Source organism: Pseudomonas sp. A0308, from assembly GCF_044218815.1.
Classification (GTDB): Bacteria; Pseudomonadota; Gammaproteobacteria; order Pseudomonadales; family Pseudomonadaceae; genus Aquipseudomonas; species Aquipseudomonas iridis.
This window is the reverse complement of sequence record NZ_CP162581.1, coordinates 2,380,880-2,405,573: the sequence shown is the minus strand read 5'-3', so window position 1 is coordinate 2,405,573 and position 24,694 is coordinate 2,380,880. Positions and strand designations below refer to the sequence as shown.

Genomic DNA, 24,694 nt, shown 5'->3' with positions numbered 1-24,694 from the left:
CATGACGCAAGTCACGGTGAAACAACTGGCCGATGAGGTCAAAACACCGGTAGAGCGCCTGTTGCAGCAGATGCGTGAGGCAGGTCTGCCGCACACCGCCGCCGAAGAAAATGTGACTGACAGTGAGAAGCAATCTTTGCTGACTCACTTGAAAAGCAGCCACAAGGCGAAAGTGGAAGAACCACGCAAGATCACGCTGCAGCGTAAAACCACCAGCACCCTGCGTGTGGCTGGTAGCAAGAGCATCAGCGTTGAAGTTCGCAAAAAGAAAGTTTTCGTACAGCGCAGCCCGGAAGAAATCGAAGCCGAGCGCAAGCGTGAACTGGATGAGCGTCGCGCAGTAGAAAATGCTGCCCGCCAGAAGACTGAGCAAGAAGCCAAGCAGCGCGCCGAAGAAGAAGCACGCCGCAATCCTGGCTCTGCGCAAACCGCTACTAGCGCCGCCGTTGCAGCTCCTGCTGCAGTTGCTGAGCCGGTACGTGAAAGCGCGCCGGTGGTTGCCGCTGCTCCAGCGCCGTCTGCTGACGTTCGTAACAAGCAGAACGAACAGCGCCGTCCGGACAAACCACGTGCCGACGACAACAATCGTCGCAGTGGCGGTGGTGATGGCGAGCGCAAAAACGCTCCGCATCGCGCATCGGTCAAAGAGAAAGCGCCAGCGCCACGTGTTGCGCCACGTACTACCGACGAAGAAAGCGATGGCTTCCGTCGTGGTGGTCGAGGCAAGGCCAAGCTGAAGAAGCGCAACGCTCACGGTTTCCAGAGCCCAACCGGCCCTGTCGTGCGTGATGTGCAGATCGGCGAGACCATCACTGTTGGCGATCTCGCCAATCAGATGTCGGTCAAGGCCGCTGAAATCATCAAGTTCATGTTCAAACTGGGCACTCCAGCGACCATCAACCAGGTGCTTGATCAGGAAACTGCTCAACTGGTAGCCGAAGAACTGGGCCACAAAGTGACCCTGGTCAGCGACACCGCCCTGGAAGATTCCCTGGCCGAGTCCCTGAAGTTTGAAGGTGAGTCGTTCTCCCGTGCGCCAGTTGTGACCGTAATGGGCCACGTTGACCACGGTAAGACGTCGCTGCTCGACTACATCCGTCGTGCCAAGGTAGCTGCTGGCGAAGCCGGCGGTATCACCCAGCACATCGGTGCGTACCACGTTGAAACCGAACGCGGCATGGTTACCTTCCTCGACACCCCTGGTCACGCCGCGTTTACCGCAATGCGTGCCCGTGGTGCCAAGGCGACCGACATCGTGATCCTGGTAGTTGCAGCGGACGACGGCGTGATGCCGCAGACCATTGAAGCTGTTCAGCACGCGGTAGCCGCTGGCGTTCCACTGGTTGTCGCAGTGAACAAGATCGACAAGCCGGGCGCTGACCTCGATCGCATCCGTAGCGAATTGTCGGTTCACGGCGTGACGTCGGAAGAGTGGGGCGGTGAAACGCCGTTCGTATCGGTTTCCGCGAAACTCGGTACTGGCGTCGACGACCTGCTTGAAGCCGTTCTGCTGCAAGCTGAAGTTCTCGAACTGAAAGCAACTCCGTCGGCTCCAGGTCGTGGTGTTGTGGTTGAATCGCGTCTCGACAAAGGTCGTGGCCCGGTTGCAACCGTTCTGGTGCAAGACGGTACCCTGCGCCAAGGCGACATGGTTCTGGTCGGTTCGAACTATGGCCGCGTGCGTGCCATGCTCGACGAGAACGGCAAGCCAATCAAGGAAGCCGGTCCTTCCATCCCTGTCGAGATTCTCGGCCTGGACGGTACCCCGGACGCTGGCGACGAGATGAGTGTGGTTGCCGACGAGAAGAAAGCCCGTGAAGTGGCTCTGTTCCGTCAAGGCAAGTTCCGCGAAGTCAAACTGGCTCGCGCTCACGCCGGCAAGCTGGAAAACATCTTCGAAAACATGGGTCAGGCAGAGAAGAAGACGCTCAACATCGTCCTCAAATCTGACGTCCGTGGTTCGTTGGAAGCTCTGCAAGGCGCTCTGAATGGCCTGGGCAACGACGAAGTGCAAGTGCGCGTAGTCGGCGGCGGTGTCGGTGGTATCACCGAGTCCGATGCCAACCTGGCACTGGCTTCGAGCGCTGTACTGTTCGGCTTCAACGTGCGTGCCGATGCTGGCGCACGGAAGATCGTCGAGCAGGAAGGTCTGGATATGCGTTACTACAACGTGATCTACGACATCATCGAAGACGTCAAGAAAGCCCTGACCGGTATGCTCGGCAGCGATGTTCGCGAGAACATTCTGGGTGTCGCAGAAGTGCGTGACGTGTTCCGTTCGCCGAAGTTTGGCGCGATCGCAGGCTGCATGGTGATCGAAGGTGTTGTGCACCGTAACCGTCCGATCCGTGTACTGCGTGAAGACATCGTGATCTTCGAAGGCGAGCTGGAATCCCTGCGCCGCTTCAAGGATGACGCTTCCGAAGTACGTGCCGGCATGGAATGCGGTATCGGCGTGAAGAGCTACAACGACGTCAAAGTCGGTGACAAGATCGAAGTCTTCGAGAAGGTTCAGGTTGCTCGCAGCCTCTAACTCGCGCACTTCAAGGGCCACGTCGGGCCGTCGCATGAAAATGCGCGGCACGGCGTCAGGACTCTAAACGCAACGCCCGGTCTGGCTTTTGTCAGGCCGGGCGTTTGCCGCTTTCAGACCTTGCGGGTTTCACCGTGGGGCAGTAACAGGTAACAAATCATGGCAAAAGAATACAGCCGTACCCAACGTATCGGCGATCAGATGCAGCGTGAGCTGGCCCAGCTGATCCGTCGTGAAGTCAAAGATCCGCGCGTCGGCCTGGTGACTATTACCGCAGTGGAAGTCAGCCGTGACGTCGGTCACGCCAAGATTTTCATCACCGTGATGGGGCAGGACAACGCAGAAGACATCGCGCAAAGCATCAAGGTACTGAATGCCGCCGCAGGTTTCCTGCGTATGCAACTGGCCCGCGAAATGAAGCTGCGCAGCGTGCCGCAATTGCACTTCCACTACGACGAATCCGTTGTCCGTGGTGCGCACCTGTCGGCGCTGATCGAGCGCGCTGTTGCTGAAGACAATCAGCACGTTGTCGTTCCAGCACCTGAAGACACCAAGGAGTAACTCGGTGGCTCAGGTCAAACGTATCCGTCGTAACGTCAGCGGCATCATCCTGCTCGACAAGCCGCTGGGGTTCACCTCAAACGCTGCGCTGCAGAAGGTTCGCTGGCTGCTCAACGCCGAGAAAGCCGGGCATACTGGCAGTCTCGACCCACTGGCCACCGGCGTACTGCCGCTGTGCTTCGGTGAGGCCACCAAGTTCTCGCAGTACCTGCTCGATTCCGACAAGGGTTATGAAACCCTGGCGCAGTTGGGCAAGACCACCACCACGGCGGATGCCGAAGGTGAGGTTTTGCAGGAGCGCCCGGTGACCGTTGGTCGCGCCGATGTCGAGGCTGCGTTGCCGAATTTTCGCGGCCAAATCAGTCAGATACCACCGATGTACTCAGCGCTCAAGCGTGATGGTCAGCCGCTGTACAAGCTGGCACGTGCAGGCGAAGTAGTGGAGCGTGAACCGCGTTCTGTTACTATTGCGCGCTTGGAATTACTGGCCTTCGAAGGCGATACTGCGCGGCTTGCGGTGGATTGCAGCAAGGGCACCTATATTCGCACCCTGGTGGAGGATATTGGTGAGCAACTCGGTTGTGGTGCGTACGTCGCAGAATTGCGCCGTACCCAGGCCGGGCCTTTCACCCTGGCGCAGACCGTTACCCTCGAAGAGCTTGAAGCGGTACATGCCGAAGGCGGCAACGAAGCGGTTGACCGCTTCCTGATGCCATCGGACAGCGGCTTGCTGGATTGGCCGCTGCTGCACTTTTCGGAAGCGAGCGCGTTCTACTGGCTCAACGGCCAGCCGGTACGTGCCCCGGATGCTCCGAAGTTCGGCATGGTTCGGGTACAGGATCACAATGGTCGCTTCATCGGTATCGGTGAAGTGAGCGAAGACGGGCGCATCGCGCCACGTCGTTTGATTCGGTCAGAATGACCGAAACCAGCCTGTGTAACAGCAGGCTGGCGAGTGTGGCTGTTAACAGGCACGGTCACGACTCATTTATAGATACAGGGATTTGTCCCTGGCCTGTTGAAGCTGTTTCCCTGAAACAGTTTCCTGATAAAAGGATTGCCTCATGGCTCTCGACGTTCAAGAAAAAGCTCAAATCGTTGCTGACTACCAGCAAGCTGTTGGTGACACTGGTTCGCCAGAAGTGCAAGTTGCACTGCTGACCCACAACATCAACAAGCTGCAGGGTCACTTCAAGGCCAACGGTAAAGATCACCACTCCCGTCGTGGTCTGATCCGCATGGTAAACCAGCGTCGTAAGCTGCTGGACTACCTGAAAGGCAAGGATCTGGGTCGTTATCAGACTCTGATCGGTCGCCTGGGTCTGCGTCGCTAATAAGCGATTGCGCTCTGAGGTTGGTTGTTTGTCAGACGTCCGCGGTTTCCGCGGGCTTCGGGCAGGCTCCCAGCCTCAAGTTTTATCTGGATACACGTTTTACCCTGGACAGGCGTCGGGCCGATTCCCGGCATTGCCCAAGAATTTCGCAAGAAACCAGTTCCCCAAGAGCCACAAAGAAGGTAGGACACCGTGAACCCGGTAATCAAAAAATTCCAGTTCGGTCAGTCGACCGTTACCCTCGAGACAGGCCGTATTGCCCGTCAAGCCTCCGGCGCAGTGCTGGTTACTGTTGATGACGACGTGACCGTACTGGTGACCGTTGTTGGCGCCAAGCACGCAGACCCAAGCAAAGGCTTCTTCCCTCTTTCCGTTCACTACCAGGAAAAGACTTACGCTGCCGGTAAGATCCCTGGCGGTTTCTTCAAGCGCGAAGGCCGTCCTTCCGAGAAAGAAACCCTGACTTCCCGACTGATCGACCGTCCGATCCGTCCGCTGTTCCCAGAAGGTTTCATGAACGAAGTGCAGGTTGTCTGCACCGTCGTTTCCACCAGCAAAAAGACCGATCCGGACGTCGCTGCGATGATCGGTACTTCGGCTGCCCTGGCTATCTCGGGCATCCCGTTCGACGGTCCGATCGGCGCCGCTCGCGTTGCTTTCCACGAAAGCACCGGCTACCTGCTGAACCCGACTTACGAGCAACAGAAAGCATCGAGCCTGGACATGGTCGTTGCCGGTACCTCGGAAGCCGTGTTGATGGTTGAATCGGAAGCCAAAGAGCTGACCGAAGACCAGATGCTGGGCGCTGTACTGTTTGCTCACGACGAGTTCCAGGTTGTGATCAACGCTGTTAAAGAACTGGCTGCTGAAGCTGCCAAGCCTACCTGGGCCTGGGCTCCACAAGCCGAAGCGACTGAACTGCTGGGCGCTATCCGCTCCGAGTTCGGCACTGCGATCTCCGACGCCTACACCATCACAGTCAAGGCCGACCGTTATGCTCGCCTGGGCGAGTTGAAGGATCAGGTTGTGGCCAAGCTGTCCGGTGAAGAAGGCCAGCCTTCGTCCAGCGACGTCAAAGCTGCATTCGGCGAAATCGAATACCGCACCGTTCGCGAAAACATCGTAAACGGCAAGCCACGTATAGACGGTCGCGACACCAAAACCGTACGTCCGCTGAACATCGAAGTCGGCGTTCTGCCGAAGACTCACGGTTCGGCTTTGTTCACCCGTGGTGAAACCCAGGCTCTGGTAGTCGCGACTCTGGGTACTGCCCGTGACGCACAACTGCTGGACACCCTGGAAGGCGAGAAAAAAGACCCGTTCATGCTGCACTACAACTTCCCTCCGTTCTCGGTGGGCGAGTGTGGTCGCATGGGTGGCGCTGGTCGTCGCGAAATCGGTCACGGCCGTCTGGCCCGTCGTTCGATTGCCGCCATGCTGCCTGCCGCTGACGTGTTCCCGTACACCATCCGTGTTGTCTCGGAAATCACCGAATCGAACGGTTCGAGCTCGATGGCTTCCGTTTGCGGTGCTTCCCTGGCATTGATGGACGCTGGTGTGCCGATGAAGGCGCCGGTTGCGGGTATCGCCATGGGTCTGGTTAAAGAAGGCGAGAAGTTCGCCATTCTTACCGATATCCTCGGTGACGAAGACCACCTGGGCGACATGGACTTCAAAGTAGCGGGTACCGCCAAAGGTGTGACCGCGCTGCAGATGGACATCAAGATCAAGGGCATCACCGAAGAGATCATGGAAATCGCTCTGGGCCAAGCCCTGGAAGCGCGCCTGAACATCCTCGGCCAGATGAACCAGATCATTGGTCAGTCGCGTAACGAGCTGTCGGAAAATGCTCCGACCATGATCGCGATGAAAATCGACACCGACAAGATCCGTGATGTTATCGGTAAAGGTGGCGCGACCATCCGTGCGATCTGCGAAGAAACCAAGGCTTCGATCGACATCGAAGACGACGGTTCGATCAAGATCTTCGGCGAAACCAAGGAAGCTGCTGAAGCTGCACGTCAGCGCGTTCTGGGCATCACCGCTGAAGCCGAGATCGGCAAGATCTACGTCGGCAAGGTTGAGCGCATCGTCGACTTCGGCGCATTCGTCAACATCCTGCCGGGCAAGGACGGTCTGGTTCACATCTCGATGCTGAGCGACGCTCGCGTTGAGAAAGTGACCGACATCCTGAAAGAAGGCCAGGAAGTGGAAGTGCTGGTACTGGACGTGGACAACCGCGGCCGTATCAAGCTGTCCATCAAAGACGTGGCAGCGGCCAAGGCTTCGGGCGTTTAATCACCCCAAAGCTTTAGCGCAATAAAAATGCCCCGCCGTGAAAACGGCGGGGCATTTTTTTGTCTGTGGAAAACCATAAAAAATCGCAGCCTGCGGTGAGCCATGCAGGCGCTGCTAACTTTGCGTTTGTGAAAACCGGTGCTAGGTTTACTCCACCGCCCGTGTAGCTCAGCCGGTAGAGCAGCGCACTCGTAACGCGAAGGTCGCAGGTTCGATTCCTGTCTCGGGCACGATCCCCTTTATTTCACCTTGCGGCTCAGATCCTCGACGGTACGTTTGAGCTGATCCATCGCTCGGTCCTGATCGTTGATCTTCTGCTTCAGGTTCGAAATCTCACTGCTGCTCGAATTGGAGCTTGAGCCACTGTTGCGCTTGAGCTCTTCAACCTGGCGGCCGAGAGTATCCAACTCACGATCCTGTTCTTTGACCTTGTTCTTCAACTCGTCGAGTTCCTTGCCGCTGGAGCTGGAACTGGAGCCGCTGCTGCGCTTGAGTTCTTCGATCTGGCGCGATTGATCGCTGACGGTGTCACGCATTTTTTTCAGTTCATCGATGCTGATGTCACTTCGGATGACGACGTCTTTGCCGTAATCGTTGTGAATCAGAGGAACCTTGTCGCCATAGGACGGGCTGCTGTTGCTCAACTCAACAGCCATTGCGCTTGCCGGCAACGCCAGAGCGGCGATCAGAGCAGTCGTGGACACTACAGAGGAAATTTTCAAAAAGCTGCGCATCACTGGTTTTCCTTGTGAACAGCGGATGAGCGCCGAAGTGGCACATCGCTATGACTTGGAATCGGCATTTATGTTCCGCAGGTCAGCTTTTTGTGAGAGAGATGTAAAGAGCCGTGTAATTCCTCATGCAAACGTCCTATATTCGGTGCCTGCATGAGCATCGCCCTGCAGTTTTCAGATGATCCCGAATGGTTCCGAAGGCCGGACAATCCGCGTCAGAGAGATCCTTGATGATCCAGATCCATCTTCCATTCCTATGATCAGCGAGAACGACATGACCGAATTAACTCAAGAGCAACGCCACGAACAAGCGCTGGAAAAGTACATTCTTGACGTGCCCGATCTGAAGGAGGAGATCAAGGACTTGAGTGCCGATGATCAGAAAGATCAGATCCAGTGGGCGTTCGAAGACGAAGCTGAATCCCAGGGCTTGCAGCCGTGGGAGCTGACGCTCAAGTACACAAGCACGCCGGAGGAGTTCGAGGCCCAGCGCCTTGTTCTGCACAAGGAGGCGGCTGAAGTGCTTGGCGTCGAGTGGGAAGAGTACTGCGAGATGAACAATCTCGTCGTTTGACGAGAGCTGCTAGCTCCAAGCCGCAAGCTACAGGTCAAAGCGGAACAGCTTTGGCTTGCAGCTTGCACCTTTGAACTGGCCGCTACTGTTTAAAGGCTGAGACGCATCGACAGGTCCACCGCCTTCACATCCTTGGTCATCGCGCCAATCGAGATGTAATCCACCCCGGTTTCGGCGATCGGCAGCAGCGTGTTTTCGTTGATGCCGCCGCTGGCCTCCAGTTTTGCCTTGCCGCCGTTCAGGCGCACGGCTTCGCGCATGTCGTCCAGGCTCAGTTCGTCGAGCATGATGATGTCGGCACCGGCCTCCAGCGCTTCCTTCAGCTCTTGCAGACTTTCCACTTCAATTTCCACAGGTTTGCCCGGGGCAATCTTGTGCGCGGCGGCAATGGCTTGTGCGATCCCACCGCTGGCAGCGATGTGGTTTTCCTTGATCAGAAACGCGTCGTACAAGCCGATGCGGTGGTTGTGGCAACCACCACAGGTCACGGCGTATTTCTGCGCCAGACGCAGGCCTGGCAGGGTCTTGCGGGTGTCGAGCAGCTTGACCTGAGTCTCGCCCACGAAGTCTGCCAAATACTGCGCGCGAGTCGCCACACCGGAAAGCAATTGCAGGAAGTTCAAGGCGCTGCGTTCACCGGTCAATAGCGAACGGGCCGGGCCCTCCAGATGAAACAGTGGCTGATTGGGTTTGACCCGCTCGCCATCGATTACCTGCCAATGCACCGCCACCCTTGGATCGAGCTGGCGAAACACCGCATCGACCCAGGCCGTGCCGCAGATAACGGCGTCGTCGCGGGTGATGATGGTGGCTTTGGCCAGACGTTCGGCCGGGATCAGTTGCGCGGTGATGTCGCCGCTGCCGATGTCTTCGAGCAACGCACGGCGCACGTTGGCTTCGATTTCGGCGGTCAAATCGGCGAGACGTAGATTCGGCATAACGGGCTCCACAAACAAAGTGATTCGATTATAGGGGCATGGCGCGAGCCAACCCAAGGCAAGAACTTGCGTGCCTGGCCGCAGTTGGTCGATTTCTTTGAGTAAACCCCGGTGGGGCGTGGTCAGTTGAGGGTGACTGGGCGGGCATAGGGGAAACCCTGACGGCTATGGCGCTGCGGACATCTTTTGCAAGATAATCCGACTTGTATTTGACGTCATAGGCTTGACGTCTTTTTTTGCTGAAGGGTTGAACCCTGTGGGAGCGAGCTTGCTCGCGAATGTGGGGTATTACTCGCCCGCGATGTCACCGACAGATCGCCTTCGCGAGCAAGCTCGCTCCCACAGGGGCGGTGTCCTGACTCACCGAAAGAATCACCGTTTCAGGAGGCTTGGATGCACAACGACGGGAAAGTGGTGCCTTTGTACAAGGCGTCTGCCGATCAGGCGAATCACTCGCCGCTCGCCCGCCTGCCTGTGATTCTGCTTCAGGTTCGCGACAAGGCTGCCCAGCAACTGCGCCACGGGTTGCAGGAGCTGTTCGATAATGCCGACGACACCCTGTTCGAAATGGCTGACCGGGCACGCAACGACGTTGAGCAGAACATCTTTTTTGAGGCGATGCGCGACTTGCGCCTCAAACGCAAAAACATCGAGCGCGGCTTTCTCGAGCAGTTCTGCGAAGCCTTTGTCGGGCTCACTCAATACCAGCCCGCGCACAACACGCTGCCGCACCCGTTGCTGTTCGAAGACTGCGCGCCGCGCACCGACGACATGGAACGCACCGTCGCCGTGGAGACCATGGTCGGCCGCGTGCTCAAGCGTGATGGCTTCGCCTTGGGGCAACTGACCGCGCGCCTCAACGCATTGCTGGATAATTCCTTTGCCGATCAACACAACCCCCTCGGCCCGGCGCTGCTCTGTGAGTTCTTTTTGCAGGCCGGCCGTAATCTGGGCGTTGAGATCAAGGTCAAGCTGATCCTGCTCAAGCTGTTCGAGCGCTATGTGCTGGCCGACACCGAACAGTTATATTCCGAAGCCAATCAGTTGCTCAGCGCCACCGGCGTGTTGCCCGAGCTGAAACCGGCCCCGGCGCGACGCGCGATTGATCGTGCGGCGGCCAGTATCAGTCGCGAAGAAAGCGCCGAGCCCGTAACGGCGGACGAAAGTGTCCAGGAAGTTTTCGCTGCGTTGCAGGAGTTGCTGCTGAACGTGCGCGGCAGTGTTGCGCCGAGCCTCGAATCAGGCGCCTCTGCCCAGCCGATCAGCACGCGCGACCTGCTGCGCCTGCTCTCGCATTTGCAGCAATATGTGCCGGCGCTGGCGGCGCAGGACGATTTCGACCTGCGTAACCAGCTCGAACAACTGCTGACGCGGGTCAGCGTCAGAACTGGCAAGTCGCGGATCGTCGGAGGCGCTGATGAGGATGTGATCAACCTGATCGCCATGGTCTTCGACTGCATCCTCGAAGACCGCAATCTGCCGGACTCGCTCAAGGCCTTGATCGCCCGATTGCAGATTCCGATGCTCAAGGTCGCGGTACTCGACAAGAGTTTCTTCAGTCGCAGCAGCCACCCGGCGCGGCGTCTGCTCAATGAAATCGCCGATGCGGCCATGGGCTGGGGGGATTGCGACAGCGATGCGCGCGACAGTCTGTATCTGCGCATCGAACAAGTGGTGCAGCGCCTGCTGACCGATTTTGTCGATGATCCGGCGATATTCTCCGAACTGTTGGCTGACTTTCTCGCTTTCACCAGTGATCAGCGTCGGCGCAGCGAACTCCTCGAGCAACGTCTGCGCGATGCGGAAGAGGGGCGGGCGAAAACCGAGCTGGCGCGGCGACGCGTCGAGCATGCGTTGAATCTGGCACTGTTGGGCAAAGTCTTGCCGCCGTCGGTGGTGACCTTCGTGCAGGACGCCTGGAGCAAGGTATTGCTGCTGACCTGCCTCAAACATGGCGACCAGTCCGCCGAATGGCAAGCTGATGTGCAGACCATGGAGCAACTCATCTGGAGTGTTCAGCGCCACGACGATGCTGAGGCTGGTATGCGTCTGCTGGCGCTGGTGCCGGGGTTGCTGAAGTCGCTGCGCGATGGCCTGACCCGCTGCGCATTCGATCCGTTTGCCACCAGCGAATTTTTCTCTGAGCTGGAAACGCTGCATGTGCGCGTGCTCGAGCGAACCGGTGGATCTGCTCAGGCCGAAGCGCCGGCGATGATCAAGGTGTCGCAGCAGATCGTCTTGCCAATGGCGCAAGAGGGTGAAACGACGCTAGCCTCGGCGCGTCTGTCCCATCACGACGTAGGCCTGCAGCAGGTGGCTCAATTGCATCTGGGCAGTTGGGTTGCGTTTCAGGAAGACGAGGAAAACACTCTGCGCTGCAAGCTCGCGGCAATCATAGAAGCGACGGGCAAGTACGTGTTTGTCGACCGTACCGGCATGAAAGTGCTGGAGCGCAGTCGCATCGGCCTGGCTCTTGAGTTCCAGCGTGGAGCGGTGCGTGCGCTGGACGACACCTTGTTGTTCGATCGGGCGCTGGAGTCGGTGTTGGGCAATTTGCGGCGACTCAATCGCGCCAAGTGATCGCGCGCCGGGGGCCGATCACGGCATACTGGGCGCCAACACAGTCGGCGTTGAAGGAATCGGTATGCAGTTGGATCCCGCTAGCGGGTGGTGTCACGGGGTGCAGACTTGCCCATCGCCCAACTTCAATGAGCGCCCTGCGGGCGAAATTTCCCTGTTGGTTATCCACAACATCAGCCTGCCGCCTGCGCAGTTCGCCACCGGCAAGGTGCAGGAATTTTTCCAGAATCGTCTGGATGTCACCGAACATCCCTACTTTGCAGGGATTGCCGACTTACGGGTCTCGGCGCATTTTCTGATTGAACGTGACGGCAAGGTCACCCAGTTTGTCTCCTGTCTTGAGCGGGCGTGGCATGCCGGCGTGTCGATTTTTGAAGGGCGCGAAACCTGTAACGATTTTTCCGTGGGCATTGAGCTCGAAGGCACCGATGATCTGCCGTTCACCGATGCGCAGTATCAGGCGTTGACGGCGCTGACCCGTCAGTTGCAGACAGCATTTCCGGCTATCACCGGCGCCCGCATTTGCGGGCACAGCGACATTGCACCCGGGCGCAAGACCGATCCTGGCCCGGCATTCGACTGGGCGCGTTACCGCGCGGCCCTGGCACAAGAGGAAGGACAATGAGTTTTCTGGTGTTACTGCTGGCGCTCTGGATCGAGAAATTCTCGGCCCTGCGCCATCGGGTTCAACGCGATGGCGGATGGATTCGCGAACTGAACAAACTCGAAACCAGCGAGCGACTGGCCAAACAGCCATGGCTGGTACTGACGATTCTGGTGCTGCTGCCGGTGGCGTTGCTGGCCCTGTTGCTGGTGGTGCTGGAGCCGGTGGCGTACGGCTTGCTGGCCCTGCCGGTGCATTTGCTGGTGGTGATTTATAGCCTGGGGCGCGGCGACCTGCTCGGCGGTCTCGGGCCGTTTCGCGATGCCTGGCGGCGCGAGGATCTGCAAGCCGCGGCGCATGTGGCCAAGCGCGATCTGAATATCTGTGCCGACAGCGGCGAGCAATTGCTCGATCGGGTGCAGGAGCATTTGTTGTGGCAGGCCTATCAAAGCTTCTTCGCCGTGATCTTCTGGTATTTCCTGCTCGGTCCGGTGGCGGCATTGGCCTATCGCTTGTTGGCGCTGGCCCAGGAGCACGGTCAGAACCCGGCGCTGGTCGAACGTGCCGCGCAACTGCGCCATGCCTTTGACTGGGTGCCGGTGCGTCTGTTGGCGGCGAGTTTTGCCTTGGTCGGCAACTTCGTTGCGGTCAGCCGGGTGATGCTGCATGAATTGCTGAACTGGAACATCAGCGCTGCGCAACTGATCAACAAGGTCGGGTTGGCGGCGGGAGAGATTCCGCCGCCGACGGTCGGCCCGGAAGGCGTCAACACCCTCGATTGCCTGTGGGAATTGCTGCTGCGGGCGGCGGTGTTGTGGTATGCCGGGTTCGCCTTGTGGACGGTATTGATTCACTGACTCTCAATCCAGAGCTAAAGATCGTAGCCTTCGCGTCCTGAGGAGGCTGCGATCTTTTCGCTGTTAACCTTAAGTTACAAAACCTCCCTTCGATTTGAGCTATACAGAGATGGCGCCCGATAGTGGCTATCTGCTGTACCCGCGCGCCTGCCAATAAAAACAAGAAAAACCAAGGGAGACTTCCAGTGAAGAGCTTGCTCTATCCCGCCGTCTCGCTGATGAATCGTCTGAGCTTCGGTATGAAGTTCAGCCTGATCAGCGTGCTGTTTCTGGTGCCGATGCTGGTGACCAATTTCTATCTGGTGCGCGATTCCTATCGTGAATTCCAAGGCACCCGGGTCGAGCTGCAAAGCCTTGATCTGCTCGGCAGCAGCCTGAGCCTGCGCCGCGATCTGGAAACCCTGAATAATCTGGTACAGATCAACGTCACCCTCGGCCAGTCCGGCAAGGCTGGCAATGTCGAATCGCAGATCACCACTCTCGAACAAGCCGTACTGGCACGCCTGGAAGGCTTGGCGGCAATGACCGACGACCCCGAACAGATCAAGGTGTTCGACGGCAAGCGCGATGAAATGATTGCGGCGTTCAAGGCCCAGCAAGCGGAAAACTCCCTGCAAAGCAAAAGTGCGTTGATCGGCAAATTGTTGGCCAGTGCGCAGATTTTCAGCCAGATCATCACCAGTCAGGCCGGTCTGAGCCGCGACAACCAGGGCGACATCCGTCAACTCAGCGAACTCGTTACCCTGATCACGCCCACTGTGACGCAAACCCTCGGTGAAGGCCGGGCCATGGGCTCGTATTCGCTGGGGCAGGGTTTCCTCAACAGTTCGTCGAGCACCCGTTTTGACGAGTTGCTGGTGCAGATCGAAAAGCTCCAGGCCGAATACGCCTTGAAACTGCAGGACGCCCTCGGCTCGAGCAAAGCCGCGCACGAAACGCTCAGCGCTTCGGCTGACATTAGTAAGACTTCGCTGAAGCAGGCGAGCGAACTGTTCGAAGAACAAGTGGTGATGGCCGACACGCTCGATGCACCGTGGCAGGCGTTTTACGACCAGACTACTGCGCTTATCGACAAGACCTACCAGCTCAACGAGGCCGCCCTGAAATTTCTCGACACGCAATTACAGCAGCGCCTGACGCAAAACCGCACGCACATGGTCTTGCAGGCTGTGGCGCTGTCGGTGGTGTTCGTGCTGATTTTCTATCTGTATGGCGGCTTTTACGCGTCGACCCGCACCACACTCAAACGCCTCGGCGCGATGATGGACAAGGTCGCGGCTGGCGACATGACCGTCAACTTCAAGGCCAGCAGCTGCGATGAATTAGGCGAGTTGGGCGAAGTGTTCAACGGCACGGTAAAGAAGATTCACGACTTGATTGAACGGGTCGGGCAAACCGTTGGCGAAGTTGAACGCCAGGCCGGGCAAGTGGAAAGTGTGTCGGCGCAAAGCAATCTGGCCGTTGCCGGGCAACGCTCGCAGATCGAACAAGTGGCCACGGCGATGAACCAGATGTCGGCGACATCCCTTGAGGTGGCGCGCAGCGCCGCAGCGGCGGTGAGCAGCGCCCACAGCGTGAATGACGAAACCATCAGCGGTCGTGGTCTGGTCGAGTCGCAGCAGGGCAGCATCGCTGCGTTGGCCAGCGAGATCGATCAGTCAGTGCTGGTGATCAACCAATTGGCCAGTGACAGCCAGGCGATCAGCCGCGTTCTGGAAGTGATCAAGAGTATTGCCGAGCAGACCAACCTGCTGGCGCTCAACGCGGCGATTGAAGCGGCGCGTGCGGGTGAGCAGGGACGCGGTTTTGCGGTAGTGGCGGACGAAGTGCGTACGCTGGCCAAGCGCACCCAGCAATCGACCGAAGAAATTGAACAGATGATCGCCAAACTGCACGGCGGTGTGGGTGCGGCGGTCAAGGCGATGGGTGTCAGCCATCAAATGGCCAGCGGCACGGTCGGGCAGTCGGAAAAGGTTCAGCAGGCGCTGGAAAACATCCTTGGCGCCGTCGGAATGATCGTCGATCAGAACCAGCAAATCGCCGCTGCGGTGGAGCAGCAGACGGCGGTGGCCCATGACATTGACCAGAACATTGTCGAGATCAACCGCGCAGGTGAGCGCACGGCGCAAGGTGCGCACCAGACTGAAGACGCCAGCCGCGCACTGTCCGCCCAGGTCGTGGAGCTCAAACAGCTGATCAGCGCCTTTCGGGTTTGAGACGCTCGAATACCTGTGGGAGCGAGCCTGCTCGCGAATGCAATCTGCCGGCGGGATTGTTGTCGTCTGACACACCGACTTCGCGAGCAGGCTCGCTCCCACAAGGGAAAGTGTTTCCAGCTACCAGCCGAACACGGCGCAGCTATTGGCGGTGCTGGCCGCGGCAAGTTGTTGAGGGGAGATATTCATCAGATCGGCGAGCGCTGTGCAAATCGCCGGCAAGTGCGCCGGGCTGTTGCGCACTCCCGGGAACATTGCAGGCGCCATGTCCGGTGAATCGGTTTCCAGCACAATCGAATCCAGTGGCAAATCCGCCAGTACCCGATGCATGCGCAACGCCTGGGGCCAGGTCGGGGCGCCACCGAGGCCGAGTTTGAAACCGAGTTTGATGTATTCCCGTGCTTCCTCACGGCTGCCGGCGAACGCGTGTATGATCCCGGCCCGCTTCAAACGAAAACGTTTGAGCGTGGCAATTACCGCCGCGTGACTGCGCCGCACATGGATCAGCGCCGGCAAATCGAAATCCGCCGCCAGTTTTAGCTGCGCGTCGAACAGCGCCTGCTGCCGCTCGCGGTCCAGCGTTTCGATGAAGTAATCCAGACCAATCTCGCCGACTGCACACAACTGCCGATGGCCGCGCAATCGCGTCAGCCAATCGCCGAGGGTCTGTAAATCTTCGGGACGATGCTGATCGAGATACACCGGATGCAAACCGAACGCCGCGTACAGATCCGAATCGCCCTGCACCAGATCCCACACCCGCTGCCAGTTCCCTTCATAGACGCCCAGCACCACCATCCGCCGCACCCCAAGGGCACGGCTTTCGGCCAGCAGCGCCGAGCGATCGGCGTCGAAGTCGGGGAAGTCCAGGTGGGTGTGGCTGTCGATCAGCTCCACGGATCAGTCCCGGTGAATACGCTGCTTGAAGGTCCGTGCAATCGCTTGCACGCCAGGCTGGTATTGCGACTGCTCGACGGCGGCCAATGCCAGTTCCAGCGCCTTGTCGGCGATCAGTTGATGCTGCTGGGCCATGGCGTTGACCGGTAGCGGCAGGAAGTCGAGCAGTTGCGTGTCACCAAACGTGCCGAGGCGCAGCGGCCGCGACTTGAGCGGGAAGTCATGCAGCGCGTCGAACACCCCCTGCAACAACACGTAGGACGTGGTTACCAGCGCATCCGGCAAATGCCCCAGACGTTGCAGGAGTTCTTCCATCAATTGCTTGCCGCAGTCACGACTGAAGGACTCGGCGTGCTCGACCAGCACTTCGCCTTTGAAATCGACGAGGGCCTGTCTGAAACCGGCGGCACGTTCCTGGCTGATGCTCAGTTCCGGGCGGGCGCCGAGCAGCACGATCTGTTTAAGCTGCGGGTCGAGCAGGCTCTGGGTCAGGTGCAGACTGGCCTCGCGGTCGTCGCTGATCACCGAGCAGAAATGCTCCGGCTCCATGACCCGGTCGATGGCGATGATCGGCAGCCCCTTGGCCTGCAACTGAAGATAGCTGTCATCACCGGGTGGCAGGCAACTGGCAACAATCAGCGCATCACAACGCCGCGCGCGAAACAGTTGCAGCAGTTTGCGCTCGCTGTCCGGCGCATCGTCGGAGCTGGCGATCAGCAACTGATAGCCGCGCGCCCGCGCACCTTGCTCCAGCAGCTTGGCGATCCGCGCGTAGCTGGGGTTTTCCAGATCCGGCAGGATAAAACCCAAAGTGCGGGTATGCCGGCTGCGCAGTCCCGCGGCTTGTGGGTTGGGCGTAAAGCCGTGCAGATCGACCACCGCACGTACTCGCTCGACGGTCGCGGTGCTGATGCGTTGCTGTTCGGCCTTGCCGTTGATGACGTAGCTCGCGGTGGTCACGGACACTCCGGCCAACCGCGCGATATCACTGAGTTTCAACTCGGGATTTCCTTGTTATTTCGAGCATGCCGCGAGATTTTCGCCAATCCTACCCGATAAGGGCAGACGACTTATTGCCTACGCGCATCCGACAAGTTGGACTTCAAGGATGGGACATTATCGAGTAACGTGCCGATCAATCTAGATTAAACGTTTCAGCAAGCGTATTTTCTACGTTTTAGACGCCTTTGGCCGGTTCTGCCGTAAAACCGCCAAAATTGCCCCTGAAAAGGATGGCCGACAGCGCCTAAGCTGCAAACAATTCAAAACAATACCTGGCGCCATAAAACGCCAAAAAGGAGATTGCATGCTCGAGCTCACTATAGAGCAGATATCCATGGGCCAATCGGCTGTGGATAAACCCGCTGCTCTGCAATTGCTGGCCAGTCATCTTGTGGCCGATGGTCTGGTCGCTGACGGATACCTCGCAGGATTGCAGGCGCGTGAGGCCCAGGGCTCGACCTTTCTCGGTCAAGGTATTGCCATTCCCCACGGCACCCCCGAAACCCGCGAGCTGGTTTTTACCACCGGCGTGCGGCTGATGCAGTTCCCCGAGGGTGTCGATTGGGGCGATGGCCAGATCGTTTATCTGGCCATCGGCATTGCCGCCAAATCCGACGAACACTTGCGTCTGCTGCAACTGCTCACCCGTGCACTCGGCGAGACCGATCTGGGTCAGGCCCTGCGTCGCGCCAGTTCGCCTGAAGCGCTGCTCAAACTGCTGCAAGGCGCACCGCAGGAACTGGCGCTCGACGCGCAAATGATCGGCCTCGGCGTTTCCGCTGACGATTTTGAAGAACTGGTCTGGCGTGGTGCGCGTCTGCTGCGCCAGGCAGATTGCGTGAGCAACGGTTTCGCCGCGGTATTGCAGCAAGTCGAAGCGCTGCCATTGGGCGATGGCCTGTGGTGGCTGCACAGCGAGCAAACCGTGAAGCGTCCGGGCCTGGCGTTTGTCACCCCGGATAAACCGATGCGTTATCTCGGTCAGCCACTGAGCGGTCTGTTCTGTCTGGCCAGTCTCGGCGAGGCGCATCAGGCTCTGTTGGAACGCCTGTGTGCGTTGCTCATCGAAGGCCGCGGCCATGAGTTGGGTCGGGCCACCAGCAGCCGTAAAGTCCTTGAAGTGCTCGGCGGTGAGTTGCCGGCAGACTGGCCGAGCGCTCGTATCTCGCTGGCCAATGCCCACGGTTTGCACGCGCGGCCGGCGAAGATCCTCGCGCAACTGGCGAAGAGTTTTGACGGCGAGATTCGCGTGCGCATTGTCGACGGTGACGACAGCGCCGTGTCGGTGAAAAGCCTCAGCAAACTGCTCAGCCTCGGCGCCCGTCGCGGTCAGGTGCTGGAACTGATCGCAGAACCGAGCATCGCCGCCGATGCCTTGCCTGCGCTGCTCGCCGCCATCGAGGAAGGCCTCGGTGAAGAAGTCGAGCCGCTGCCCGCCGTGAGCCAGCAGCGCGAAGTCTTCGCCGACATCGCCGAAGTGCTGATCGCCCCGGCGTCCGGCACTCAGTTGCACGCGATCCCCGCTGCACCGGGTATCGCCATCGGCCCTGCGCATATTCAAGTGCAACAAACCATCGAATACCCGTTGCGTGGCGAATCCGCCGCCGTCGAGCGCGAGCGTCTCAAGCAAGCGCTCAGCGACGTGCGCAACGACATTCAAGGTTTGATCGAACGCAGCAAAGCCAAAGCGATCCGCGAGATTTTCATCACCCACCAGGAAATGCTCGACGACCCGGAGCTCACCGACGAAGTCGACACGCGCCTCAAGCAAGGTGAAAGCGCCGAAGCGGCGTGGATGGCGGTGATCGAAGCGGCCGCCAAACAACAGGAATCGCTGCAGGACGCCTTGCTCGCCGAACGTGCGGCGGATTTGCGCGACATCGGTCGTCGCGTGCTGGCGCAGCTGTGCGGCGTGCAGACGCCAAGCGAGCCTGAGCAGCCGTACATTCTGGTGATGGACGAGGTTGGCCCCTCCGACGTCGCGCGGCTTGATCCGGCGCGCGTGGCAGGGATTCTCACCGCGCGCGGCGGCGCGACCGCACACAGCGCAATCGTCGCCCGTGCCCTCGGCATTCCGGCGCTGGTCGGCGCTGGCGCGGCAGTGCTGTTGCTGGCGCCGGGCACGCCGTTGCTGCTCGACGGACAACGCGGTCGTCTGCATGTCGACGCCGATGCGGCAACGTTGCAACGCGCTGTCGAAGAACGCGACACCCGCGAGCAACGCCTTAAAGCCGCTGCCGAACAACGCCATCAACCGGCGCACACCACCGATGGTCACGCCGTGGAAGTGTTCGCCAACATCGGCGAAAGCGCTGGCGTGATCAGCGCGGTGGAGCAGGGCGCGGAAGGCATTGGTTTGCTGCGCACCGAACTGATTTTCATGGCGCACCCGCAAGCGCCGGACGAAGCCACGCAGGAAGCCGAATATCGCCGCGTCCTCGATGGCCTCGCCGGGCGGCCGCTGGTGGTGCGCACGCTGGATGTTGGCGGCGACAAACCGCTGCCGTATTGGCCGATCGCCAAGGAAGAAAACCCGTTCCTCGGTGTACGCGGGATTCGCCTGACGTTGCAGCGTCCGCAGATCATGGAAGCGCAGTTGCGCGCCTTGCTGCGGGCCGCGGATAACCGGCCGCTGCGGATCATGTTCCCGATGGTGGGCAGCGTCGACGAATGGCGTCAGGCCCGCGACATGACCGAGCGCTTGCGCCTGGAAATCCCGGTGGCTGATCTGCAACTGGGGATCATGATTGAAGTGCCATCCGCCGCATTGCTCGCACCGGTATTGGCCAAAGAAGTCGACTTCTTCAGCGTCGGCACCAACGACCTGACGCAATACACCCTGGCCATCGACCGTGGTCACCCGACGCTGTCGGCACAGGCGGACGGCTTGCATCCGGCGGTGCTGCAACTGATCGACATCACCGTGCGTGCGGCTCATGCCCATGGCAAATGGGTTGGCGTGTGCGGCGAATTGGCGGCCGATCCGCTGGCGGTGCCGGTGCTGGTCGGCCTCGGTGTGGATGAACTGAGTGTGTCCGGGCGCAGCATTGCCGAGGTCAAGGCGCGCATCCGCGAACTTAGCCTGACCCAGGCGCAAACCGTTGCTCAACAAGCCCTCAGCGTGGGCAGCGCCAACGAAGTGCGCGCATTAGTGGAGGCCCTGTAATGGCCAAGATTCTCACCCTGACCCTCAACCCGGCGCTGGACCTCACGGTCGAGCTGTCGGTGCTGACGGCCGGTCAGGTCAACCGCAGCGACGAAATGCACACCCATGCTGCTGGCAAAGGTGTGAACGTTGCCCAAGTGCTGGCCGACCTCGGCCATCAACTGACCGTCAGCGGCTTTCTGGGTGAAGATAACCTGCAAGCATTCGAAACGCTGTTCGCCAAACGCGGTTTTGTTGACGCATTCATTCGCGTACCGGGCGAGACGCGCAGCAACATCAAAATCGCTGAGCGCGACGGGCGAATCACCGACATCAACGGCCCGGGGCCGATAGTTGATGCTGCGGCGCAACAGGCGTTGCTCGATCGTCTGGTGCAGATTGCACCGGGGCACGATGCGGTGGTGGTCGCTGGCAGTCTGCCGCGTGGTGTGACTGCGCAGTGGTTGCGTGAACTGATCGAACGGCTGAATCAACTTGGTCTGAGAGTCGCCCTCGACACCAGCGGCGAAGCGTTGCGCGCTGCGTTGCAGGCCAGGCCGTGGCTGATCAAACCGAACACCGAGGAGCTGGCCGATGCACTCGGTTGCGAAGTGGTTTCCCGCGCGGCCGAGGTCCAGGCGGCGGCGCATCTGCATGCTCAGGGCATCGACCATGTGGTGATCTCCCACGGCGCCGACGGAGTGAACTGGTTCAGCGTCGGCTCGGCGCTGCATGCCTCGCCGCCCAAGGTCAGCGTCGCCAGCACGGTCGGTGCCGGTGATTCGCTGCTGGCGGGCATGCTTCACGGTTTGCTCAGTGCCGACACGCCTGAGCAAACCCTGCGCACGGCCACGGCGATTGCTGCGCTGGCGGTCACGCAGATCGGTTTCGGCATCAACGACGCCGCGCAACTGGCGCAGCTCGAACAGGGCGTGCGCGTGCGCCCCCTGACAGAACAATAAGAGGGTTTGTCATGAAGTTAGCCATTGTTACGGCCTGCCCGAACGGCATGGTCACCAGTGTGCTGTGCGCCCGTTTGCTCGATGCAGCGGCCCAGCGTCAGGGCTGGAGCACCAGCGTCGAAGTGGTCGACGCTGCGCACCCCGAACGTGAATTGTCGGCAGCCACCATCGCGGCGGCGGAGTGGGTGTTGCTGGTCGCCACCGGCAACGTCGACATGACACGTTTTGTCGGCAAACGGGTCTTCCAGATTGCACCTGCGCAAGCCCTGCAGGATGTCGAAGCGGTACTGCGCCGTGGTGCTGAAGAAGCGCAAATCTACGTCGCTACCGAAGCTGTTCCCGCGGCGGTTGCGGCCCGTGCACCGCGCATCGTCGCCATCACCGCGTGCCCGACTGGCGTTGCCCACACCTTCATGGCGGCCGAAGCGTTGCAGCAAACGGCCAAGCGTCTGGGCTATGACTTGCAGGTCGAAACCCAAGGCTCGGTCGGCGCGAAAACACCGTTGAGCGCGACGGCAATTGCCGAGGCAGACGTGGTGCTGCTGGCGGCGGATATCGAAGTCGCCACCGAGCGTTTCGCCGGCAAGAAAATCTACCGCTGCGGCACCGGCGTTGCCCTCAAAAAATCGGAAGAAACGCTGAAAAAAGCGCTGGCGGAAGGCGTGCAGGAAAGCGCCGCGAGTGACGGCAAAGTCTCGGCAAGACAAGAGAAAACCGGGGTCTACAAACATCTGCTGACCGGTGTGTCGTTCATGCTGCCGATGGTGGTGGCGGGCGGTTTGATGATCGCGTTGTCATTCGTGTTCGGCATCACCGCGTTCAAGGAAGAGGGCACACTGGCGGCAGCGCTGATGCAGATCGGCGGCGAAACCGCGTTCAAGTTGATGGTGCCGCTGCTGGCCGGGTACATCGCCTATTCGATTGCCGACCGTCCGGGCCTGGCGCCGGGGATGATCGGCGGTTTGCTGGCGAGCACCCTGGGCGCCGGGTTTATCGGCGGGATCGTCGCCGGATTCATTGCCGGTTACGCGGCGAAGGCGATCAGTCGTTATGTCGCGTTGCCGCAAAGCCTTGAAGCACTGAAACCGATTCTGATCATTCCGTTGTTCGCCAGCCTGTTCACCGGGCTGGTGATGATTTACGTGGTCGGCAAACCGGTGGCGGACATGCTGGCGGCGCTCACGCATTTCCTCGACAGCATGGGCACTACCAACGCGATTCTGCTCGGTGTATTGCTCGGCGGCATGATGTGCGTCGACCTCGGCGGACCGATCAACAAAGCGGCTTACGCGTTCTCGGTGGGGCTGTTGGCGTCGCAGAGTTACGCCCCGATGGCCGCGACCATGGCGGCGGGGATGGTGCCGCCGATTGGTCTGGGTATTGCGACGTTTATTGCCCGACGCAAATTCGCTCAGACTGAGCGCGAGGCCGGTAAAGCGGCGTTCGTGCTGGGGCTGTGCTTTATCTCCGAAGGGGCGATTCCGTTTGCCGCGAAAGACCCGCTGCGGGTGATTCCGGCGAGCATTGCCGGCGGTGCATTGACCGGCGCGCTGTCGATGTACTTCGGCTGCAAGCTGATGGCGCCGCACGGTGGGTTGTTTGTGTTGGCGATTCCGAATGCGATCAACCACGCGTTGCTGTATCTGCTGGCGATTGTCGCGGGGAGTTTGTTGACTGCCGTTGTGTATGCGACGGTCAAACGCCCGGAAGCGGTGGAGCTGGCAATGGAACCCGCCAAGGCCTGACACCGCACTAAAACTGTGGGAGCGAGCCTGCTCGCGAATGCAATCTGCCAGCGACATGTATGTTGACTGGCACACCGCTTTCGCGAGCAGGCTCGCTCCCACAATGGTTAGTGGTGTCATGGCGAGTTCATATAGGCGTGCTTAAGTTTTCCTTTTTTCAGGGAGAACAGCATGAGCGATTTCAACCTCGGTCGCCGCCGGGTCATGCAAGCTGTTGGCGCCGGACTGCTGATGCCGGGGCTGGCGCCGGCGGTGATCGCATCGGTCAAGGATCGGCCACAACTGACCGATGGCGTGCAGTCCGGCGACCTGCAAGGCGACCGCGCGATGATCTGGAGCCGCAGCGACCGCCCGGCCCGGATGGTGGTCGAGTGGGACACCCGCAGCCAGTTTCGCAATCCACGGCGAATCGTTTCGGCGCTGGCGGATGCCCGCAGCGACTTCACCGCCCGCGTCGAACTCACCGGGTTACCCGCCGATCAGGCGATTTTCTATCGCGTGTATTTCAAGGACGCCCGCAGCGGCGTCGCCAGCGAACCGTGGCTCGGCCACTTGCGCAGCGCACCCTCGGCGCGGCGTGATATTCGTTTCGTCTGGAGCGGCGACACCGTCGGCCAGGGCTTCGGCATCAATCCGGACATCGGCGGCATGCGCATTTACGAAGCCATGCGTCTGCGCCTGCCGGACTTCTTTATCCACAGCGGCGACACCATCTACGCCGACGGCCCGGTACCGGCGCAACTGACCACTGAAAACGGCCGGGTGTGGCGCAACATCACCACCGAAGCCAAGAGCAAAGTCGCCCAGACCCTCGACGACTATCGCGGTAATTATCGCTACAACCTGATGGACGAAAACATTCGCCGCTTCAACGCCGAAGTGCCGCAGATCTGGCAGTGGGATGACCATGAAGTGGTCAACAACTGGTCACCCGGCAAGCAGCTCGACGAGCGCTATCAGGAAAAAGACATCCACACCCTGGTCGGCCGCGCGCGCAAGGCCTGGCTGGAATATTCGCCGATGCGTTTGCAGGCGGCTGACGCGGGCGGGCGAATTTATCGCAAGCTCAAGTACGGGCCGATGCTGGATGTTTTCGTACTCGACATGCGCAGTTATCGCGAGGCCAACGACGACAACCTCGGCGCAGCAAAACCGTTCCTGGGGCGTGAGCAACTGGATTGGCTCAAGCGCGGGTTGAAGTCCTCGAAAGCGCAGTGGAAGGTCATCGCGGCAGACATGCCGATTGGCCTGGGCGTGCCTGATGGCGAGGTGAGTTCGGGTGTTGCGCGCTGGGAGGCCGTGGCCAACGGCGACGCGGGACCGGCGCAGGGACGTGAACTGGAGATTGCCGAATTGCTCGGTTTTCTGCGGGCGCAGCAGGTGCGCAATTTCGTCTTCCTCACGGCAGATGTGCACTACTGCGCGGCGCATCACTATCACCCGGATCGCGCGGCGTTTCAGGATTTCGAGCCGTTCTGGGAGTTTGTTGCGGGGCCGTTGAATGCCGGAAGTTTCGGGCCTAATCCGCTGGATAAGACCTTTGGGCCTGAGGTGGTTTTCGAGAAGGCACCGACGGCGCAGAACATGTCACCGTTTGCCGGATTTCAGTTTTTTGGCGAGGTGAATATTGAGGGGCAGAGTGGGGAGATGAGCGTGGTGTTGCGGGATTTGAATGGGGTCAGTGTGTTCGAGAAAAAACTGCAGCCAGTCTGAA

Annotated in this window: 18 protein-coding genes and 1 tRNA gene; 15 read left to right on the top strand and 4 right to left on the bottom strand. The window is 59.8% G+C overall.

Going from position 1 to position 24,694, the window contains the following annotated elements; all coding sequences use genetic code 11:
* Window position 1 precedes the first annotated feature (1 nt).
* From infB to AB4P92_RS11195, 6 genes are all read left to right on the top strand, one after another.
* Entirely contained in the window at window positions 2–2,533 is a 2,532-nt protein-coding gene (gene infB / locus AB4P92_RS11220) for a translation initiation factor IF-2 (RefSeq protein WP_042557595.1), read from the top strand.
* 159 nt (window positions 2,534–2,692) lie between these two features.
* Window positions 2,693–3,094, top strand: a complete 402-nt coding sequence (gene rbfA / locus AB4P92_RS11215) for a 30S ribosome-binding factor RbfA (RefSeq protein ID WP_042557596.1) — start codon at window positions 2,693–2,695, stop codon at window positions 3,092–3,094.
* Window positions 3,095–3,098: 4 nt separating this feature from the next.
* On the top strand, window positions 3,099–4,016 hold the full coding sequence (truB, locus tag AB4P92_RS11210) for a tRNA pseudouridine(55) synthase TruB (RefSeq protein ID WP_042557597.1): 918 nt from the start codon (window positions 3,099–3,101) through the stop codon (window positions 4,014–4,016).
* A 142-nt stretch (window positions 4,017–4,158) separates the two neighbouring features.
* On the top strand, window positions 4,159–4,428 hold the full coding sequence (gene rpsO, locus AB4P92_RS11205) for a 30S ribosomal protein S15 (RefSeq protein WP_003177875.1): 270 nt from the start codon (window positions 4,159–4,161) through the stop codon (window positions 4,426–4,428).
* A 192-nt stretch (window positions 4,429–4,620) separates the two neighbouring features.
* A complete protein-coding gene (gene pnp / locus AB4P92_RS11200; RefSeq protein ID WP_042557598.1) occupies window positions 4,621–6,726 on the top strand; it encodes a polyribonucleotide nucleotidyltransferase in 2,106 nt (701 codons plus the stop codon).
* 157 nt (window positions 6,727–6,883) lie between these two features.
* Window positions 6,884–6,956 (top strand) — tRNA-Thr (locus AB4P92_RS11195).
* 9 nt (window positions 6,957–6,965) lie between these two features.
* On the opposite strand, the gene AB4P92_RS11190 is transcribed toward AB4P92_RS11195, so the two are convergent.
* Window positions 6,966–7,460: a hypothetical protein gene (locus AB4P92_RS11190; RefSeq protein ID WP_047299741.1), complete on the bottom strand. Its 495-nt coding sequence runs from the start codon at window positions 7,458–7,460 to the stop codon at window positions 6,966–6,968.
* A 274-nt stretch (window positions 7,461–7,734) separates the two neighbouring features.
* On the opposite strand from AB4P92_RS11190, the gene AB4P92_RS11185 reads away from it, so the two are divergent.
* Window positions 7,735–8,034: a DUF6388 family protein gene (locus AB4P92_RS11185; protein ID WP_042561953.1), complete on the top strand. Its 300-nt coding sequence runs from the start codon at window positions 7,735–7,737 to the stop codon at window positions 8,032–8,034.
* Window positions 8,035–8,123: 89 nt separating this feature from the next.
* Here AB4P92_RS11185 and nadC read toward each other — a convergent pair whose 3' ends face one another.
* Window positions 8,124–8,972 (bottom strand): carboxylating nicotinate-nucleotide diphosphorylase, encoded by an 849-nt coding sequence (gene nadC, locus AB4P92_RS11180; protein ID WP_042557600.1) that lies wholly within the window; start codon window positions 8,970–8,972, stop codon window positions 8,124–8,126.
* A 393-nt stretch (window positions 8,973–9,365) separates the two neighbouring features.
* Between nadC and AB4P92_RS11175 the strand changes: the two genes are divergently transcribed.
* The 4 genes from AB4P92_RS11175 (at window position 9,366) to AB4P92_RS11160 (ending at window position 15,229) form a co-directional block, all read left to right on the top strand.
* Window positions 9,366–11,552 (top strand): DUF1631 domain-containing protein, encoded by a 2,187-nt coding sequence (locus tag AB4P92_RS11175; protein WP_395599371.1) that lies wholly within the window; start codon window positions 9,366–9,368, stop codon window positions 11,550–11,552.
* 64 nt (window positions 11,553–11,616) lie between these two features.
* Complete coding sequence (gene ampD, locus AB4P92_RS11170; protein WP_042557602.1) at window positions 11,617–12,177, top strand: 1,6-anhydro-N-acetylmuramyl-L-alanine amidase AmpD; 561 nt, start codon at window positions 11,617–11,619, stop codon at window positions 12,175–12,177.
* On the top strand, window positions 12,174–13,013 hold the full coding sequence (ampE, locus tag AB4P92_RS11165) for a regulatory signaling modulator protein AmpE (RefSeq protein ID WP_042557603.1): 840 nt from the start codon (window positions 12,174–12,176) through the stop codon (window positions 13,011–13,013). The genes ampD and ampE overlap by 4 nt, the downstream gene beginning before the upstream one ends.
* Before the next feature lie 185 nt (window positions 13,014–13,198).
* Window positions 13,199–15,229, top strand: coding sequence for a methyl-accepting chemotaxis protein (locus AB4P92_RS11160; protein WP_395599370.1), 2,031 nt, complete (start codon window positions 13,199–13,201; stop codon window positions 15,227–15,229).
* A gap of 120 nt (window positions 15,230–15,349) precedes the next feature.
* Here AB4P92_RS11160 and AB4P92_RS11155 read toward each other — a convergent pair whose 3' ends face one another.
* Window positions 15,350–16,126: a TatD family hydrolase gene (locus AB4P92_RS11155; RefSeq protein ID WP_261736773.1), complete on the bottom strand. Its 777-nt coding sequence runs from the start codon at window positions 16,124–16,126 to the stop codon at window positions 15,350–15,352.
* 3 nt (window positions 16,127–16,129) lie between these two features.
* Window positions 16,130–17,125: a catabolite repressor/activator gene (gene cra / locus AB4P92_RS11150; protein ID WP_042557606.1), complete on the bottom strand. Its 996-nt coding sequence runs from the start codon at window positions 17,123–17,125 to the stop codon at window positions 16,130–16,132.
* A gap of 307 nt (window positions 17,126–17,432) precedes the next feature.
* Here cra and ptsP point away from each other — a divergent pair, with 307 nt between their 5' ends.
* The 4 genes from ptsP (at window position 17,433) to AB4P92_RS11130 (ending at window position 24,693) form a co-directional block, all read left to right on the top strand.
* Window positions 17,433–20,294 (top strand): phosphoenolpyruvate--protein phosphotransferase, encoded by a 2,862-nt coding sequence (ptsP, locus tag AB4P92_RS11145; protein ID WP_395599369.1) that lies wholly within the window; start codon window positions 17,433–17,435, stop codon window positions 20,292–20,294.
* On the top strand, window positions 20,294–21,235 hold the full coding sequence (gene pfkB / locus AB4P92_RS11140) for a 1-phosphofructokinase (RefSeq protein WP_042557608.1): 942 nt from the start codon (window positions 20,294–20,296) through the stop codon (window positions 21,233–21,235). The genes ptsP and pfkB overlap by 1 nt, the downstream gene beginning before the upstream one ends.
* Before the next feature lie 11 nt (window positions 21,236–21,246).
* The gene (locus AB4P92_RS11135; RefSeq protein WP_042557609.1) at window positions 21,247–22,980 is read left to right on the top strand and encodes a PTS fructose-like transporter subunit IIB; all 1,734 of its coding nucleotides are present in this window, start codon (window positions 21,247–21,249) and stop codon (window positions 22,978–22,980) included.
* 171 nt (window positions 22,981–23,151) lie between these two features.
* A complete protein-coding gene (locus AB4P92_RS11130; RefSeq protein ID WP_395599368.1) occupies window positions 23,152–24,693 on the top strand; it encodes an alkaline phosphatase D family protein in 1,542 nt (513 codons plus the stop codon).
* Window position 24,694 lies beyond the last annotated feature (1 nt).